Consider the following 16,094-nt stretch of genomic DNA (forward strand, 5'->3'; position numbering starts at 1 on the left):
CTCGGGCGGCCCCGGAGCACGAGGGTGTCGCCCGCTCGCCTACTCGAGGATGTCGTAGAGCTTGGTGACCTCGGGCAGGTCCAGACGGCCGTTGAAGCGGATGTAGTCGCCGTGCGTCCGGGTCTTGGCGAGATCGATTTCCTGGTTCTTGTACCGCTCGGGGAGTTTGCCCACCATCAAGGTCCGGGCTTCCGGGGCCTCGTTCACGTAGAGGCGCTCGCGCGTCACCTCGACGGTCTCGCCGGTGATGCTGTCGCGCCAGCGGACCTTCTCGGCCGCGGCGACCCGTTCGTCGAAGACACGGAACTGCTTCGTGTCGACATGCCCCTTCTTGATCTCAAGTCGCTGCGACCAGTAGACGCCCCTGCGCACCGCGGGCTGTGCGTGCGTGGTGAAGGCGCTGTACCAGATCGCGTCCGTGGCGGCCTCCCACGCGGTGCCCGTCCAGAACTCCACGTTCTCGCCGCGGCGGGGCGCGGCCAGCTCGCCCGACGGCAGGTCCTCCCAGATGCCCGCGGCGCTCTTGAGTCTCGCCTTCCCCTTGGCCATCAGGTCGTGCACCGCCCAGGCCCCCACGGCGCCTGCCGCGTCCAGGGCTGCGCTGATCTCCTTGTCCGTGAGGAGCAGATGCTGCACGAGATATCCGACGAAGGCTTCCTTGCGGCCCTTGTCGGCGAGTTCGACGCTCGTGTACTCGGTGACGCGGGAGGCGGCGTCGCGCGCCCAGCGCTCCATGAGCGTCACGACCTCCTCCAGGCTCTCGCGACCGAACTTCTTCGGGTCGATCTCCAGCTTCGCCAGGACGTCGACCAACGAGCCGCGCGCGGAGACGAGTTCGGCCAGTTCGTGCGCCGCGTCCTCCACGACCCCGATCAGACGCCGCAGCGCGTCGAGGGGGTGGGTCGGCGCGTGAGCGGGTGGCAGGGACAGACCCAGGTCGGTGACGGCCTTCGCCTTCGCCGCCAGCGAGTGCTCCAGGACGTCCGCCACCGTCACCAGGCCCGGAGCGACCTTGGGGAGCTCGCCGCCGCTCATCGCGCGGGCCCGAGCAGCGTCCGAAGGTCCTGCGCGTAGCCGTATCCGCGCACGGCGTACCGGGCGGCCGCGAGGCGCATCCCCACCAGCTCACCGAGGACGACGAGGCTGACGCCCTTCAGGGCCTCGCCGTACACGGTCAGCCGGAACTGGGCGACGGCGCCGAGCCGCGACAGGACTTCGGCTCCCTGCGCCGCGGCACCGCCCACCATCAGTCGGGAGACCAGCAGGCGCTCGGAGAGCGCCACTTGGGCGTACAGTTCGCCGATCTGGTGGGCCCCCACCACCAGGGCCGCGGCGGCGGCTCCCGCGGCCAGACCGCTCTCCACCAGGGCGAGCAGCGGCACCGCGCCCCACGGGAAGAGCAACAGCGCGGCGATCGACAGACCCGCCGCGACGATCTCCACGAACCGCCAGAACGTCCGCTTCGAGGCCGCCTCCGCCTCGTCCGCCTTCTTCCGCTCCAGGAGCGCGAGCCGGTAACGCGACGCCACGACGTACCCGAACGCGCCCTGCACGAGGCCCGGTTCGTCCAGCATCCGGTCCCACGTCTCCTCGTGGAGCAGCGGCAACCAGGCCGGGTCCTTCTCGACGCCGGCGGCGGCCGCGGTCAGCAGGCGCAGCTCCGGGGCAGGCGTGAAATCGTACGGTGTGGGGTCCTTGCCCACCCGCGTCGGGGCCGCGCCGGGGCCGATGACCCCCGGGGCGCGGGCGCCCAGGGTGTACTTGCGTGCGGCGGTCACCGACGTTGTCAGCAGGGCGAGGACCTGTGCGAGCCGGTGCTCGAACGTCTCCTGCGTCGTATCGATGTCGACCAGGCGGATCCCGAGCAGGCCGAGCGGACACTCCTTGGTGAACAGCGGGGCCTTCATCAGCCGGCCGGCCCGGCCCGCGTACGCCTCGACGCTCGCCCGGAGATCGTCCGCCTCCCTTCCCGCCGGATCCCGGACCACGTCGAGGTGCCGTTGGAAGGCGGCCACGGCCACGAACTCGCGGGCCACCTTGACGAGCTGGGCGTGCAGTCGGCCGCACAGCTCGTGATTGTCGACGCGGTGCACGACCACCGGGTCCGTGTTCAGGTCGTCTGCGCGCTGTCCGACCCGCTCGTAGGTGTCCGTGTGGAACCGGAGCTGCTTCTTGCCCCGGTCGAGCGCCTCGCCGCTCGCCTTCAGCGCCGCCCCGGCGAGTTCCGCGGCCCGGGTCTCCAGGTCGATGAGCGTGCGCTCGACGAGCAGACGCAGCAGATCGCGGGCCGTCGCGAAGAACGCACCGTCCGGGCCCTTCGCGGCGCCGCTCTTCAGCAGGTCCAAGAGGTTGTCGCGGATCTCCTCGACACCGGTCCAGCCGTCGGCGGCATACGCGAGGGCCAGCCGCCCGAACAGGCTTCCGTCCAGGCGGATCGCGGGGCTTCCGGGAAGCGTCACGACGGGGCGGCGGCCGCGTGCCGCGAGGTAGCTCGCCGCCAGGCGGCGGAACTCGGCGACCGCCTTCTCCTCCAGGTCGCGGAAGCCGGGCGAGCGCGGATCGGGTTCGGGGCCCACCATGGGCGGCCGCACCGGCACCCCCGGGTCGAGGACGATGTGCACGCTCACGCGTCGGTCTCCCCGGGTTCCCGCTCCGCACGCTCGGCCTTGAGATCCGGGAGCCGGTCCCCGCTGTGGTGCAGGTACACCAGCGTCGTGGGCACCACGAACGTCCACGGCTCCCCGTCGGGTTTGCCGCCGAGCCGGTCGTCGGTCTGCTCGCGCAGCTCATGGTGGAGCGGGACGAACAGCGGATCGCCGATGACCGGGGTCCTGCCGCCCCGCCACGGCTGGCGGCTCGCCAGGTAGCAGCACACGGCTCGGCGGTAGCCCGGTGTGACGGCCACGAGGACGCGGGCCATGCCCGCTCGGAGGAAGGCCGTGAAGTTCGGATCCGTGTCGTCCTGGCGATCCATCAGATCGAGCCAGCGCGGCTGTTCGGCCCAGAAGTACGGGTAGAAGAGGTACGAAAGGTGCTGCCACTCGAAGGCCTGCTCCAGGAACTGGACGAGCCTGCCCTTCTCCCGCGACGCCTTGAGATCGATGGCCGGCCAGTCGCTCTCCGCCTCCTCCTGTTTCGTCGCGTACCCGGCCGTGGTCGGCGGCACCGGCACCTTTGCCTTGGGATCGATCGTCTCGGTCACCTCGAAGCGCGTGGTGACGGGCTTCACCTTGCGGGTCGCGAGGGCGAGCGGCAGGGGCAGCACGTCGTCCGTGTCGTCGCTGTCGAACTCCTTGGTGATCAGGGTGAGGCAGTGCTTCTTGATCTCCTCGTCCATGACGGCCTTGTTGGCCGCGTCCGAGGTGCCCGCCAGCGCCTCGGCGACGGACGTCGCCTTCAACTCGGCGATCCTGTCGTGGTACTGGGCGAGCCTGCGCTCGTACTCCGCCTTGCGTGCCTCGTTGACGGCGGCCGTCTTCTTCTCCTCCGCCCGCTTCACCACGCGGTACACGTCGGCCTGCCACTTCAGGCGCCGTTCGTTCGTGAGCCGCAGGTGGAGGACCGCCGAGACCGTGTACCAGTGGATCTTCTCGGTGAAGGTCAGACGGAGCGTTGTCTCGTCGGAGGGGAGCACGAGGTCCTCGAACGGAGCTTCGCGCGAGGTGAAGGCCCAGATGTACGAGCCGGGGCGGGTGTCCTCCCAGACGAGCCGATCGGCGATCTCCACGACGACGCGGTTGTCCGGCTTCTGGTGCCAGAACTCGCCCTTGCCGAGGAAGTCCACCCGTTCCGCCCGATACCCCGCGATGCCGTCACCGCGGCATTCGTGGACCGCCACGTGGTCCAGCTCGTCGAGATCCTTCTCCTTGAAGAACCTTTCGTTGGTGACGAGTTGGCGCAGGGCCACGGTCTTCTGCTCGACCGGGACGGGATGATCCTCCAGGTCGTAGTCGGCCCGCAGCTTCTCGTACGCGGCCGCGTCGATCGCATGCTGCTCGTACGGAATGTGCGGCACCTCGTACTCGGGCAGCGGGGGCGGCTGAGGGACGGCGAGCTTCGCGTCGGCCGCCCTGACGCGGGACTGGGCCCAGTAGGCGGCGGGCTGCGGGATCAGGAACTCGAACATCAGGCGCTTGCCGTAGTTGAAGACCTGCGCCTTGTAGATCTTGTCGACCCAGCGGTACATGCCCGACACGTGCGCCTGGCCCTTCACGTTCGTGAAGACCTGGAGGTTGGTCTCCTCGGTCTCGAGGCGGCGGACGGTGCTGCGCTGCACGACGGTCTGCTCGGTGACCCGGCTGACCGCCTTGTCGATGACGTCGCGGGCGAAGTTCTGGGCGGTCTTCTTCGTGTCGTCGGAGGCGCGGTTGTAGGCGAAGCCCGCGCTGAGCGAGGCCACCACGGGGGTGCTCGAGTACGTGACGTTCGCGTTGGCGTTCACGCCGAGCGTGCTCTTGACCACCGCCTCCGCCTCGCTCTTCACCTCGTAGCGGGTGGTCGTCTGCACATCGCGGGTGGTCTCGTCGCCACTGGTCTGCGCGAACGAGAAGGTGTCCTCCGCGTGCTCGGTGCGCTTGTGCTGCCGTGTCTTCGTCTCGCCTTTCAGGACGTTGTGGATGTGCGAGATCTCGCCGGGGCGGTACGCGACGAGCCACTGCCTGACCACTTTCAGCTCGCCGATGCCCAGGGGACGGATCGGGTTGAAGGGGCGCCGATAGTAGAAGAGACAGCCGAAGAGGGGGTGGACGATCGGGTCCGCGAGGCGCCATCGCGCGAGGTCCTGCGCGTCCGCGATCAGCGGGAACCCGGCGGGGCCGCCCTTGAACGGCCAGCCGCGCAGGCCGGGACAGCGCTCCGCCAGGCAGGCGAGCAGCGCCTGTTCACCGGGCGTCGGCGTGCCCCGCATGCGGATGCCGGAGATCGTCGCGTCCACCGCGAGTGCCTCCAGGACGTGCAGTGCGCGCAGTCCGTCGATGAGAGGCTCCAGGTCCACGTCGACCGCCCGCCGCCACACGTACAGCAGATACAGCGCGTCGAACAGTTCGTGCTTGGCGCGGACGAATTCCGGGGTGTGGCCGCCGTCGGTGGTGAACACCGGGCGGGGGAGCGGGGCGCCGAGCAACTTCTGCAGCCGGGTGACGAGCGCGCCGATGTCCTTCACCGCGTCCAGCAGGTCGATGACGCGCGGCAGTTCACTGATCAGCGGGACCTGGGGAAGCAGCTCCAGCCGGTCGGGCAGCAGGTGGAACGTCGATCCGCGCTCGACGACGGTGTAGTCCTCCAGTCGCTCGAAGGGGAGCGGGAGCCGAGCGGGTCCGTGCGTCGAGTACCCGCCCTGCTCGCACGGCCCGGCGCACGGGACGGTCAGCGCCAGCGAGGCGTCGAGGAGCTCGGCGACCCGCACCGGCTCGGCGTCCTTCGCGGCTTCCGGCGCGGGGCACATCACCCGCTGGTGCACGAGCCTTCCGATCGCGGAGGTGCTGCCGGCCGTGTGCAGATCGCGCGGTACGCGGCGGACGGCACCGCCCTCCGCGACGTACAACTCGTCGTGGATGTACGCCTCTCCGAGCACCTGTGGATCGACCGTGTCCGGTGGGCGTACCACCATGAAGTCGAACACGGGCTCCTGATCGTCGCCCGCCATCGCTCAGCCTTCGGGGAGGGCGGGCGTGGAACGCGGCGGGGCCGGGTGGAGGCTGCGAAGGGCCGAGCCCCAGGTGTAGCAGCGGGTGATGAGGCTGGTCAGCTGTTCAGCGGAGCCGTCCTCCGTGTAGTCGATGACCGCGATCAGGGCCTCTGCGCCGCGTACTGCGGCCCGCTGCTGGTGACTGAACTGCTCGCGGGTGAGCGGTGCCCGGTCGCCGCGGAGCTGGGTGGTGATCTCCTCGACGAGTTTGTCGCCGTTGGCGTCGGGGGCGTACGGCCAGCCCTCGCCCGGTGGCGTCGAGACGCCGAAGACGGCGCACACGCCCGGACTGCGCAGAACGGGATAGGCCCGGTCCCGGGCGATCCCCGCCAGGGCCTGCCCCGCGCTCCACTCGAGTGAGTCGCCCGAGAGCCCTTGGAGGTAGTCGCGCAGTGGCCGGTGCTCGGTGCGGACCCGCTCGCGCAGCATCTCCTCCCCGGTGTCGAAGACCCGCTCGGCGTATGCGGCGGCCGCTGAGATCAGCGCGTCGCGCAGCCGCGGGAAATCGCCCTGGCCGTCGTCGCCGGAGTGCGCGGCGCGACCGAACAGGGGGAGATAGATCGCGTCGCGCTGTTCCTGCGACGGGATGCGCTCGTCGCTCCCGCAGCGCGTGTGCAGTTCGGCGAGTCGCGCGCCGAGCGGGGGTGCGCCGAGGTCGGTGTAGAGGTGGGGGCGGGCGAAGAAGTCGGCGGCGACCGCGCGGGCACAGCAGACCAGGCTGTCCAGTTCGAGGTAGAAGTACGCGGCGGCCGCGTACCGCGCGTCCTCGGTGATCTTTCCGAAGGTCGCCTCGTCGGCGATGCGGAAATGGGAATCCGCGGCGGTGTGCCGCGGCCTTCCCTTGGGGGCTGATGTGCCGGCCATGGTGGGGTGCCTCGCCTTCTGCCGAGCGGCCCTCGCTGCCGCATCACTCCGGCATAGCGCCGCCGGGACCCGGGAGGTAACCCGCCGATGGGGCACACGTCGGTCCCGCCCGGGCCCTTGACCCGGGAGCGCCCCGACCGCTAATGGCCGGGTCACCCAGCGGGCGGCCCCCTCTCAGTCGCCGTCCTCGGCGCGGCTGAGGCGGCCCGGCCACCAGGACTTCGGGCCGATGTCGCGGACCAGTGCCGGGACCAGGAGGGAGCGGACGACCAGGGTGTCCAGGAGGACGCCGAAGGCCACGATGAACGCGATCTGGACGAGGAAGGCGAGCGGGATCACGCCGAGGGCGGCGAACGTCGCGGCGAGGACGACGCCGGCCGACGTGATCACGCCGCCCGTCGCGACGAGCGCCCGCAGGATGCCGTCGCGGACCCCGTGCTCCAGGGACTCCTCGCGGGCCCGCGACATCAGGAAGATGTTGTAGTCGACGCCGAGCGCCACCAGGAACACGAAGCCGTACAGGGGGACGGACGCGTCGGTGCCGGTGAAGCCGAACACGTGCTGGAAGACCAGGGACGAAATGCCCAGGGTGGCCACGAAGTTGAGGGCCACCGTCGCCACCAGGAGCAGCGGCATCACCAGCGAGCGCAGCAGGCCGATCAGGATCACCAGGATGATCGCGAGGACCACCGGCACGATCAGCATGCGGTCGCGCTCGGCCGTGTTCTGGGTGTCGTACTGCTGCGCGGTGTACCCGCCGACGAGGGCGTCGGCGCCGTCGATCGCGTGCAGCGTCGTGCGCAGGTCGGCGACCGCCTCCTTGGCCGCGTCGCTGTCCGCCGGGTCCTTCAGCGTGACGTCGACACGGACCGTGCCGTCGACGACGCGGGCCGGACCGCCGCCGGGGCGGCCCTGTTCGCTCAGGACGGTCGCGCTCGCGACGCCGTCGACCTTCTCGGACCGTGAGACGACCTCGTCCGCGTGGTCGGCGTCGGCGATCACCACGGCCGGGTTGCCCGAGCCGCCGGGGAAGTGCTTCGCCAGGGTCTCCTGCGCGGAGACGGACGGCGCGTCGTTGACGAAGATCTCGTCGAGCGGCACGCCCTTCGACGTGAGGGTCGGCGCGAACGCCGCGCACACCAGCAGACCGGCGAGCGCGATGGCCCAGATCCGGCGCGGCGCCCGCTCCACGGCCCGCGCCACGCGCCGCCACAGGCCGTGCCCGGCGCCCGACCCGTCGTCGGCCCGCACCTTCGCGGGCCAGTACGCGGCGCCGCCGAGCAGCACCAGGGCGGCCGGCAGGAAGGTGAGCGTGCTCAGGACGGCGCAGGCGATGCCGATGGCGCCGACCGGGCCGAGCGCGCGGTTGTTGGTGAGGTCGCTGAGCAGCAGCGCCAGCAGGCCGAGCGCGACGGTCGCGGCGCTCGCCACGATCGCCCCGGTGGAGCGGCGCAGCGCAGCCCGCATCGCGGTGAACCGGTCGTCGCGGGTGGCCAGTTCCTCGCGGTAGCGGGCCGTGAGGAGGAGCGCGTAGTCGGTCGCGGCGCCGATGACGAGGATCGACAGGATGCCCTGCACCTGCCCGTCGACGCGGACGACGTCCTGGTCGGCGAGGGCGTAGACGACGGCGCAGGCGGCGCCGAGCGCGAGCACCGCCCCGATGATGATCACGAAGGGCAGCAGCACGCTGCGGTAGACGAGGATCAGGATCACCAGGACCGTCACCAGGGCCACCGAGAGCAGCAGCCCGTCGATCCCCGCGAACGCGTCGGACAGATCGGCCTGGCTCGCCGCCGGGCCCGCGACGTCGACCTTCGCGCCCGGCACCTTCTCGGCGGCGGTCCTGATGTCGTCGAGCGTCGGGGCCAGCTCGTCGCCCAGGTCGGGGCGGAGCTGCACCACGCCCTGCAAGGCCTCGCCGTCGTCGGACGGCAGGGCGGGCGACACCTCGCCGACGATGCCGGGATCGCCCTTGAGGGAGGCCAACGCGCGGGTCGCCGCGCCCTGTTGGCCCCTGCCCAGGTCGCCGCCGCCGTCGGCGGTCCACACGACCACCGCGGGAAGTGTCTCGTCCTCGCTGAAGGCGCGCTGGGCGTCGATCACACGGGTGGACTCGGCGCCCTGCGGCAGGAAGGCGGCCTGGTCGTTCGTGGCGACCTCGCCGAGCTTTCCCGCGTACGGGCCGAACGTGCCGCCGATCGCGAGCCAGCCGAAGAGCAGGACGATCGGCACGAGCCAGCGGGCGCGTCGGTGGGTGCGGGGCATGGTTCTCCCAAGGAAGGCGGCCGGAAAGCTCAATCAGAAAGTATCTCAATCATTGAGCTAAATGGATGGTGGCACACGTCGTTCCTTCGGCTCGCGCCGGGTCCTTGGATGCGGCCTACAGGTGTTGAGGGCAACGCCTAGGCGCGCGGGCTCTCCACCGCGCCCAGCTCCTCGTTGAGCGAGCCGAGGAACCGCACCACGACGTCCAGCTCCGCCGCGCTGAAGTCGCCGCGCACCCGGTCCGCGGCCTCCGCGAGCGGCCCGAAGTACCTGCGCGCCCGCGCCTGCGCCCCCGGCACGTACTGGAGGTGCACCACCCGCCGGTCCGCGCTCTCCCGCACCCGCCGCAGATGACCGGCGCGCTCGAGCCGGTCCACGCAGGCGCTCACCGCGCCGGACGTCAGGCCGAGGCGGCGCCGCAGCACGCTCGGGGTGACGGGTTCCGTGGCGTCCAGGACCACGGCGAGCGCCTGGACGTCCGTGGGGTGCAGGCCCTGCCCGGTCGCGAAGCCGTGCACGACGCGGGTCAGCTCGCTGTTCAGGCGGCGCAGCTCCACCGCGAGGTGCCGCAGGTCCGACGGCGTGGACGCGGCCCCTTCGTCGGTCTGCCCGGCCTGTCCACCCACGCCCACCACGACTTCTCTTCCACTTGATCCTGTACGGGGGTCCGCCAGCTTACTCGGGGCGCCTGTCCGGCCGCCGGATGACGTCGAGCGGCGCCCGACGCCACGGACTCCGCCGGTTCGCCGGGTCGAGCAGCGCCGCCACGTGCGCCTCCGCGACGTCCTGCGCGGGCAGCAGCGCCTCGGACGGAGTGCCCCGGACGCCCTCGCGCCAGACGCCGAGCCCGAGCAGGTAGTGCGCGCCGTACTCCTGCCACGTGTCGTACGTGCCCGCCACTCGCGGCACCACGTTCTTCAGGAGGTTCCAGGCGTCCGCCTCGGGGATCAGGCCCGCGGCGAAGCCGCACCGGACCATGTCCGCGTACAGGGCGATGTCCCACGCCAGCGGCTCGACGCCGAGCCGGGCGCGCGCCTGCCCCCGGAAGCCGGACCTCGCGAGCGCGCCGAGCCGCACGATCAGTTCGTCCCTGCTCCCGGTCTCCCACTGCTCGACGAGCCGCCGCCGCGCCTTGTCCTCGTCGACGCGCGTGAAGGGATGCAGCGTCGTCCGCGACGCGTCCCTCCCCACCCGCACGGGCGCGCTCAGCGACACCATCCACAACTGGTGCGGCGTGAGCGGCGTCCGGTACACGCGCCGCGTCCTCGGCTTGATCCATGTAAAGACCATGGGTGCGGACTGTAGCGAACACGTGAGCGTACGGGGGCGGCCGGCCGCGACCTCGTCAGCGCCGCGCCAACCGCACCGCCAACTCGAACGCGTTCCGGATGGATCCCGTGTTCGCGGCTCCCCGGCCGACCAGGTCGAACGCGGTGCCGTGCGCCGGCGTGCAGATCGGGATCGGCAGCCCGCCCGCGATGGTCACGCCTCCGTCGAAGCCCATCAGCTTCATCGCGATCTGGCCCTGGTCGTGGTACATCGTGAGCACCCCGTCGAACTCCCCGGCCCGCGCCTTCAGGAAGATCGTGTCGGAGGGGAAGGGGCCGTCGACGTCGAGCCCGGCGTCCCGCAGGCCGCGGACCGCGGGACCGATGATGTCCAGCTCGTGCCGGCCGAACGTACCGTTCTCACCCGCGTGCGGGTTCAGCGCGCACACCCCGATGCGCGGCGCTTCGACCCCCGCCCCGCGCAGCACCCGGTCGAGCAGCCGCCCCGCCGCCGTCACTCGCTCGTGCGTGATGCCGGCGGCGACGTCCGCGATGGACACGTGCGAGGTGACACGCGCGGTCCACAGGCCCGGCACCACGTTCAGCTCGGAGGTGAAGGAGTCGACGCCCAACACCTCCTCGAACCAGCGGAGTTCGTCGCTCTGCGTCATCCCGGCCCAGTGCAGCGACGACTTGTTGAGCGGCGCGAACAGCATCGCGCCGACCTCGCCCGCCCGCGCCAGGTCGAGCCCGGTCCTCAGGTGGCCGAGCGCCCAGCGCCCGCCCTCCGCCGTCGCGGCCTTCCGCTGGAAACCGCCCGCCGGGCGCTCCGGCGCGGGTCCGGGGTGCAGCAGCTCCCGCGCCCAGTCCAGGTCCACGCCCGCGTCCTCGCCGGCCGAGCGCAGCTCCTCCTCGTCGGCGAGCAGGACGAGGTCGGCCGACTCGCGGGTCCTCGGGTCGTCCAGGAGCCGGGCCACCAGCTCGGGCCCGATCCCGGCCGGATCGCCGAACGTGACGGCCACACGGGGGCGTTCAGAGGTGTGCGTGTTCATGAGGTCTTCTCCGGGGTCTTGGGTTCGGCGGCCGGCGCGGCGGCCTCGGGGGCGGTGCGGGTCCTGCGCAGCCGCCGCGCCACCGGCGGCCCCGCGACGAGCACGACGGCGAGCAGCAGGATGGAGACGGCGGCCGGGCTGTGCAGGATGAGCAGCGAGTCGTCGCCCGACAGCGCCGACGTCTGCACCAGCGATTTCTCGAACAGCGGGCCGATGACGAGGCCCAGGACGAGCGGCGCGACGGGGAAGTTGAGCCGCTTCATCGCGTAGCCGACCAGCCCGAAGAACAGCACGATCCAGATGCTGAACATGCTGTTCTTCACCGAGTACGCGCCGATCAGCGAGGTCACGATGATCAGCGGATACAGGAACGCGTAGCGCACGCGCAGGAGTTGGGCGAAGACGGGCGCGAGCGGCAGGTTGAGGATCAGGAGCAGCAGGTTGCCGATGAAGAAGGAGACCAGCAGGCCCCACACCAGCTCCGGCTGGTTCTCGAAGAGCAGCGGGCCGGGCTGGATGCCGTAGACGAGGAACGCGCCGAGGAGCACCGCCGTCGTCGCGCCGCCGGGGACGCCGAGGACGAGCGTCGGCACGAAGTTGGCGTTGGACGCGGAGTTGGTGGCCGCGTCCGGGGCGACGACGCCCTCGATGGCGCCCGTGCCGAGCTGCTTGCGGTTGCGGGAGAACCGCTTCTCCGCCCCGTACGCCATGAACGACGCGAGCGTTGTGCCCGCTCCGGGCAGGCAGCCGAGGAGGAAGCCGAGGACGGTGCCGCGCGCGGTCGGCGCAGCGGAGCGCTTCAGGTCCTCCTTGGTGAGGAGGAGGTCGCGGAAGCGGGCGCGGATCGGCTCGGCCATGCCGATGTGCAGCTGGTTGAGCAGCTCGCCGATCGCGAACAGGCCGATCATGACCTCGACGAACGGGATGCCGCCGAACAGATCGATCTGCCCGAACGTGTAGCGGGGCGTGCCGCTGCCGCCGTCCACGCCGACGCAGCCGATCAGCACCCCCGTGAGCCCCAGTGCCATGCCCAGCAGCAGATTGCGGCCAGAGAAGACGACGATCGTGCACAGGCCGAGGATCATCACGGCGAGCATCTCCGGCGGCCCGAAGTCCAGCGCCAGGTTCGCGAAGAACGGGGCGACCGCCATCAGCGCGACCAGCGACACCATCGCCGAGACGAACGCGCCGAGCGCCGAGATCGCGAGCGCGGGCCCGGCTCTGCCCGCCCGCGCCATGCGATAGCCGTCCAAGGTGCTGACCACCGAGGACGCCTCGCCGGGCGTCGCGATGAGGATCGCGGTGATCGTGGCCCCGAACTGGGCGCCGTGGTAGATCCCCGCCAGCATGATCAGCGCGGTGAGCGGCGAGAAGGTGAGCGTGACCGGGATGAGGATGGCCACGCCGGTCGCCGAGCCGAGGCCCGGCAGGATCCCGATGACGGTGCCGAGCAGCACGCCGACGAAGCACCACAGCACGTTCTCCGGGCTGAGCGCGGCACCGAATCCGGTGACGAGATGGTCGATCACAGCTGGCTCCAGACGGCGGGGTCGAAGAGACCGAACGGCAGCGGAATGCTGAGGATCGTGATGAACAGCAGGTAGGACACGGCGAACACGAGCGCCGCGACGAGCACACTGCGCGCGAGTGGTTGGCGCTCCACGACCGCCGTGAGGAACAGCGTCATCAGCGTCAGCGCGGGAAGCAGTCCGAGGAAGGGCACGAGCAGCGCGGTGACCACCATCGTCACCACGACCACGATCAGCTTCGTGCGCACCCGGTGCGCCTCGTCGGCGTCGGCCTCCGCCGCCCCCTCGACGTGCCCGTCGCCCTCCAGCACCGAGCCCGTACGCAGTTCCTGACGCACCAGCAGCAGCCCGAGGACGGCGAGCAGCAGGCCCGCCGTGCGCGGCATCACGCCCGCGCCGATCGTGCCGTCCTCAGGCTGGGTCCACGGGTAGGCGAAGGAGCCGGCGAAGAACAGGGCGCCGAGCGCGGTGAGCGCGCCGTACGCGACGAGGACGGGGCGGCGCGCCCGCGCAGGAGTCGGGGTGGTCACTTCAGGTCCTCCTTCACCTGGGCGTCGTACGTCTTGAGGTACGCGGCGAACGCCGGGCCGCTGCGGTGCGCGGGCGTGAGCATGTCCGCCTTCAGGTACTCGCGGTACGCCTTCGACTTCATGGCCCGGTCGAGCGCCCTGATCCAGTACCTGCGCTGTACGTCGTCGATCCCGGCGGGCGCGAACACCCCGCGCCACAAGGTGACTTCGGCGTCGAGGCCCTGTTCCTTCGCGGTCGGTACCTTGCCGAGCACGGGGTCGTCGTAGCGCTTCGCCGTCATGGTGCACAGCGCCTTCATGTCGCCGCTCTGCAGGTACGGCTTGGCGGAGGAGGCGCTGGAGGGCGCGATGTCGATCTGCTTGCCGAGCAGTCCGGTGAGCACCTCGCCGGTCGAGCCGTAGGGCACGACCCCGAACTTCCCGCCCTGCTTCTTGAACTTGCCGATCACCAGCGCGTCCGCGCCGGTCTTTCCGCTGGACCCGGTGACGACGCGCTTCTCGCGCGCGGCCCTCACCACGTCCGGGCAGGTCTTGTACGGGGAGTCCTTGCGGGCGACGACGATCCGGGAGTCCTCCGCGAACATCATCAGCGGCGTGAACGACTTGTACGTGAACGGCACGTCGTAGACGAGCGGGAGCGTGTTGAGGGCGCCCTCCGCGACGAGCAGCGCGTTGCCGTTCCCGTTCTCGGCGAGGAAGCCGGCCCAGCCGACGGCGCCCGAACCGCCTTCCTTGTTCTCGACGTTGACGTGGTAGCCGCCGTCGAGCTCGTTGAGGCCCTGGGCCATCACGCGCGCGGAGCGGTCGCTGCCGCCGCCGGGCGCGAACGCGACGAGGGCGGAGACCGAACCCCGCGGATGCCAGTCCTTCGGCACTTCGGGGGTGGCGTTGAGCAAGGTGCACGAGGTGAGTGCGGTGACCAGGGCCGTGACTCCGGCGAGCCGGCGCGCCGCACGCAGTGGTGACGTCATCGTCGACCTTCCTGCGGATCCGAGATCCTATGGGATATGGCCGTGACCGTAGGTGCGCCGGACGAGCCGTGACAAGAGGCGTGCGCGAATTGCCCCCGCCGGGCCGGAAGTTGATGTTCCGTGGTTACGCGTCGTCGAGCGAGCGCCGCTGGACGCCTTCGAGGTGCGTGCGCATGGCCCGCGCCGGCGCCTCGGGGTCGCCCGACTCGAAGGCCGCGAGGATCGCCGTGTGCTCGGCGATGGCCTGGTCGATGTCGAACGTGCCGTGGTCCACGGTCTGCCGCATCCGGTGCACGTGAGCGCTCAGGGACTCGGCCATCTGCGCCATGAACCGGTTCTGCGCCGCCTGGATGATCAGCAGGTGGAAGGCCCAGTCGGCCGCGAAGTACTCGCGCAGATCGGAGTTGTCGGTCGTGGTCGCGTCGCCGCCGCGCAGCTTGCGCACCCGGTGCGCGGCCAGCACGTGCCGGGCGTGCGCGGCCTGCAGCTCCGGCACCAGGTCGTCGGCGTGCGCCACGGCCCGCTCCACCGCGCCGAGCTCCAGCATGATGCGGGCGTCGAAGAGTTCGGTGACCTGCTCCGGGGAGAGCGGCGGCGCCACCTTGTAGCCCTTGAGCGCGACCCGGTTGACCAGGCCCGTGTGCTCCATCTGAACGAGGGCCTCGCGCACCGGAGTCGGGGAGACGCCCAGCTCACGGGCGAGCGAGTCGATGCCGAGCGAGGAGCCGGGCGGCGTCGAGCCGTCGAGCAGCTTCTCCAGGATCGCGTCGTAGACCCCGTCGCGCAGCGCGCGGCGTGCCACGAGGGGCGAGGTGGGGCTCTGCGGGTGCGTGCTCTTCGGGCTCATTTCGCCGTCCAGGTTATCCGAGGGGGAGGTGCGGACAGTCTGTCGCGGACCGAATAGATCCTATAGGGTCTACGATTCATCAGGGATTGCCAGCGTGAGTTCTCAGCGTGGATCGCCCGGCCGACGAGGGAGTCGCCCATGCCCCGCAGCACCACCAAGTCCGCACCCACCGCCCGTGACTGGCCCATCGGGGCCGCCCTCCTCCAGTTCCCCGACGCCCACGACGCGCCCGCCGAGCAGTGGAGCGCGGTGCTCGGAGAGGTGGCGGGGGAGGGCTTCGACCACGTCGACCTCACCGACAGCTGGGTGCGCCCCGGCGACCTCGACGCCGACCGCAGGGCCGAACTGGCCCGTGTGCTCAAGGAGTCGGGCCTCGGCGCCACCGCGATCTCCGCGGTCCGCCGCAGCGTGATCGACCCCGACGAGGACGCGGCCCGCGCCCACCTCGCGTACCTGCTGCGCACCATCGACGCGGCGGCCGACCTCGGCACCGGCGTCGTATCGGTGGGCCTGCACCGGGAGTTGACCCAGACCCAGCAGGAAGCCCTGTGGTTCTGGCACGAGCAGGGCGCCACCGACCCGGTCGGCGACTTCCCCACCTGGGAGCGCGCGGTCACCCGGCTGCGCGCACTCGGCGAGCGCGCCGCGGAGCACGGCATCCGCCTCTCCCTCGAAATGTACGAGGACACCTACCTCGGCACCGCGGACAGCGCGGTCAGCCTCGTCACCGACATCGGACTCCCGAACGTCGGCCTCAACCCCGACATCGGCAACCTCATACGCCTGCACCGTCCCGTCGAGGACTGGCGCACGATGCTGGAGAAGACGCTTCCGCACACCAACTACTGGCACATCAAGAACTACTACCGCGACCACGACCTGGCGACCGGCGCCTACTTCACGCACCCGGCACCCTGCGAGGGCGGCCTCATCAACTACCGCGACGCCCTCGCCATGGCCCTCGACCACGGCTTCGACGGCCCGATCTGCGTCGAGCACTACGGCGGCGACGGGCTCGGCGTCACCGCCGCCAACCGCGACTACCTGCGGCGCGTCCTGCGCGCCCGCCTCGGGGAGTGATC

13 protein-coding genes are annotated in these 16,094 nt (G+C 71.1%); 1 reads left to right on the forward strand and 12 read right to left on the reverse strand.

The window, feature by feature from the left end:
* Nucleotides 1-39: 39 nt before the first annotated feature.
* From ACTWJ8_RS29360 to ACTWJ8_RS29415, 12 genes are all read right to left on the reverse strand, one after another.
* Nucleotides 40-1,035 carry a hypothetical protein gene (locus ACTWJ8_RS29360; RefSeq protein ID WP_443260701.1) on the reverse strand — a complete coding sequence of 332 codons (996 nt, stop codon included), beginning with the start codon at nucleotides 1,033-1,035 and terminating at the stop codon, nucleotides 40-42.
* The gene (locus ACTWJ8_RS29365; RefSeq protein ID WP_443260702.1) at nucleotides 1,032-2,627 is read right to left on the reverse strand and encodes a hypothetical protein; all 1,596 of its coding nucleotides are present in this window, start codon (nucleotides 2,625-2,627) and stop codon (nucleotides 1,032-1,034) included. Before ACTWJ8_RS29365 ends, ACTWJ8_RS29360 begins: the two co-directional genes overlap by 4 nt.
* Entirely contained in the window at nucleotides 2,624-5,644 is a 3,021-nt protein-coding gene (locus tag ACTWJ8_RS29370) for a hypothetical protein (protein ID WP_443260703.1), read from the reverse strand. Before ACTWJ8_RS29370 ends, ACTWJ8_RS29365 begins: the two co-directional genes overlap by 4 nt.
* Nucleotides 5,645-5,647: 3 nt before the next feature.
* The gene (locus tag ACTWJ8_RS29375; RefSeq protein WP_443260704.1) at nucleotides 5,648-6,550 is read right to left on the reverse strand and encodes a hypothetical protein; all 903 of its coding nucleotides are present in this window, start codon (nucleotides 6,548-6,550) and stop codon (nucleotides 5,648-5,650) included.
* Between the two features lie 174 nt (nucleotides 6,551-6,724).
* On the reverse strand, nucleotides 6,725-8,815 hold the full coding sequence (locus tag ACTWJ8_RS29380; RefSeq protein WP_443260705.1) for an MMPL family transporter: 2,091 nt from the start codon (nucleotides 8,813-8,815) through the stop codon (nucleotides 6,725-6,727).
* Between the two features lie 137 nt (nucleotides 8,816-8,952).
* Nucleotides 8,953-9,447 (reverse strand): MarR family winged helix-turn-helix transcriptional regulator, encoded by a 495-nt coding sequence (locus tag ACTWJ8_RS29385; protein ID WP_443260706.1) that lies wholly within the window; start codon nucleotides 9,445-9,447, stop codon nucleotides 8,953-8,955.
* A 43-nt stretch (nucleotides 9,448-9,490) separates the two neighbouring features.
* The gene (locus tag ACTWJ8_RS29390) at nucleotides 9,491-10,105 is read right to left on the reverse strand and encodes a DUF1266 domain-containing protein (protein ID WP_356378747.1); all 615 of its coding nucleotides are present in this window, start codon (nucleotides 10,103-10,105) and stop codon (nucleotides 9,491-9,493) included.
* Nucleotides 10,106-10,160: 55 nt separating this feature from the next.
* On the reverse strand, nucleotides 10,161-11,135 hold the full coding sequence (locus ACTWJ8_RS29395; protein ID WP_443260707.1) for a 4-hydroxythreonine-4-phosphate dehydrogenase PdxA: 975 nt from the start codon (nucleotides 11,133-11,135) through the stop codon (nucleotides 10,161-10,163).
* Nucleotides 11,132-12,664 (reverse strand): tripartite tricarboxylate transporter permease, encoded by a 1,533-nt coding sequence (locus ACTWJ8_RS29400; RefSeq protein ID WP_443260708.1) that lies wholly within the window; start codon nucleotides 12,662-12,664, stop codon nucleotides 11,132-11,134. Before ACTWJ8_RS29400 ends, ACTWJ8_RS29395 begins: the two co-directional genes overlap by 4 nt.
* Entirely contained in the window at nucleotides 12,661-13,194 is a 534-nt protein-coding gene (locus ACTWJ8_RS29405) for a tripartite tricarboxylate transporter TctB family protein (protein WP_356378756.1), read from the reverse strand. The genes ACTWJ8_RS29400 and ACTWJ8_RS29405 overlap by 4 nt, the downstream gene beginning before the upstream one ends.
* Nucleotides 13,191-14,165, reverse strand: a complete 975-nt coding sequence (locus ACTWJ8_RS29410) for a tripartite tricarboxylate transporter substrate binding protein (RefSeq protein ID WP_443260709.1) — start codon at nucleotides 14,163-14,165, stop codon at nucleotides 13,191-13,193. The genes ACTWJ8_RS29405 and ACTWJ8_RS29410 overlap by 4 nt, the downstream gene beginning before the upstream one ends.
* 124 nt (nucleotides 14,166-14,289) lie before the next feature.
* The gene (locus tag ACTWJ8_RS29415) at nucleotides 14,290-15,012 is read right to left on the reverse strand and encodes a GntR family transcriptional regulator (protein WP_443260710.1); all 723 of its coding nucleotides are present in this window, start codon (nucleotides 15,010-15,012) and stop codon (nucleotides 14,290-14,292) included.
* 138 nt (nucleotides 15,013-15,150) lie between these two features.
* On the opposite strand from ACTWJ8_RS29415, the gene ACTWJ8_RS29420 reads away from it, so the two are divergent.
* Complete coding sequence (locus tag ACTWJ8_RS29420; RefSeq protein ID WP_443260711.1) at nucleotides 15,151-16,092, forward strand: sugar phosphate isomerase/epimerase family protein; 942 nt, start codon at nucleotides 15,151-15,153, stop codon at nucleotides 16,090-16,092.
* Nucleotides 16,093-16,094 lie beyond the last annotated feature (2 nt).

Source organism: Streptomyces sp. SDT5-1 (assembly GCF_052245995.1).
Lineage (GTDB): Bacteria > Actinomycetota > Actinomycetes > Streptomycetales > Streptomycetaceae > Streptomyces.

What these genes read in the sequence shown, in the direction of transcription:
- ACTWJ8_RS29390 (WP_356378747.1), bottom strand. Translation starts at nt 10,105, where the DNA reads ATGGTCTTTACATGGATCAAGCCGAGGACGCGGCGCGTGTACCGGACG.
- ACTWJ8_RS29375 (WP_443260704.1), bottom strand. Translation starts at nt 6,550, where the DNA reads ATGGCCGGCACATCAGCCCCCAAGGGAAGGCCGCGGCACACCGCCGCG.
- ACTWJ8_RS29420 (WP_443260711.1), top strand. Translation starts at nt 15,151, where the DNA reads ATGCCCCGCAGCACCACCAAGTCCGCACCCACCGCCCGTGACTGGCCC.
- ACTWJ8_RS29360 (WP_443260701.1), bottom strand. Translation starts at nt 1,035, where the DNA reads ATGAGCGGCGGCGAGCTCCCCAAGGTCGCTCCGGGCCTGGTGACGGTG.
- ACTWJ8_RS29370 (WP_443260703.1), bottom strand. Translation starts at nt 5,644, where the DNA reads ATGGCGGGCGACGATCAGGAGCCCGTGTTCGACTTCATGGTGGTACGC.
- ACTWJ8_RS29395 (WP_443260707.1), bottom strand. Translation starts at nt 11,135, where the DNA reads ATGAACACGCACACCTCTGAACGCCCCCGTGTGGCCGTCACGTTCGGC.
- ACTWJ8_RS29380 (WP_443260705.1), bottom strand. Translation starts at nt 8,815, where the DNA reads ATGCCCCGCACCCACCGACGCGCCCGCTGGCTCGTGCCGATCGTCCTG.
- ACTWJ8_RS29410 (WP_443260709.1), bottom strand. Translation starts at nt 14,165, where the DNA reads ATGACGTCACCACTGCGTGCGGCGCGCCGGCTCGCCGGAGTCACGGCC.
- ACTWJ8_RS29415 (WP_443260710.1), bottom strand. Translation starts at nt 15,012, where the DNA reads ATGAGCCCGAAGAGCACGCACCCGCAGAGCCCCACCTCGCCCCTCGTG.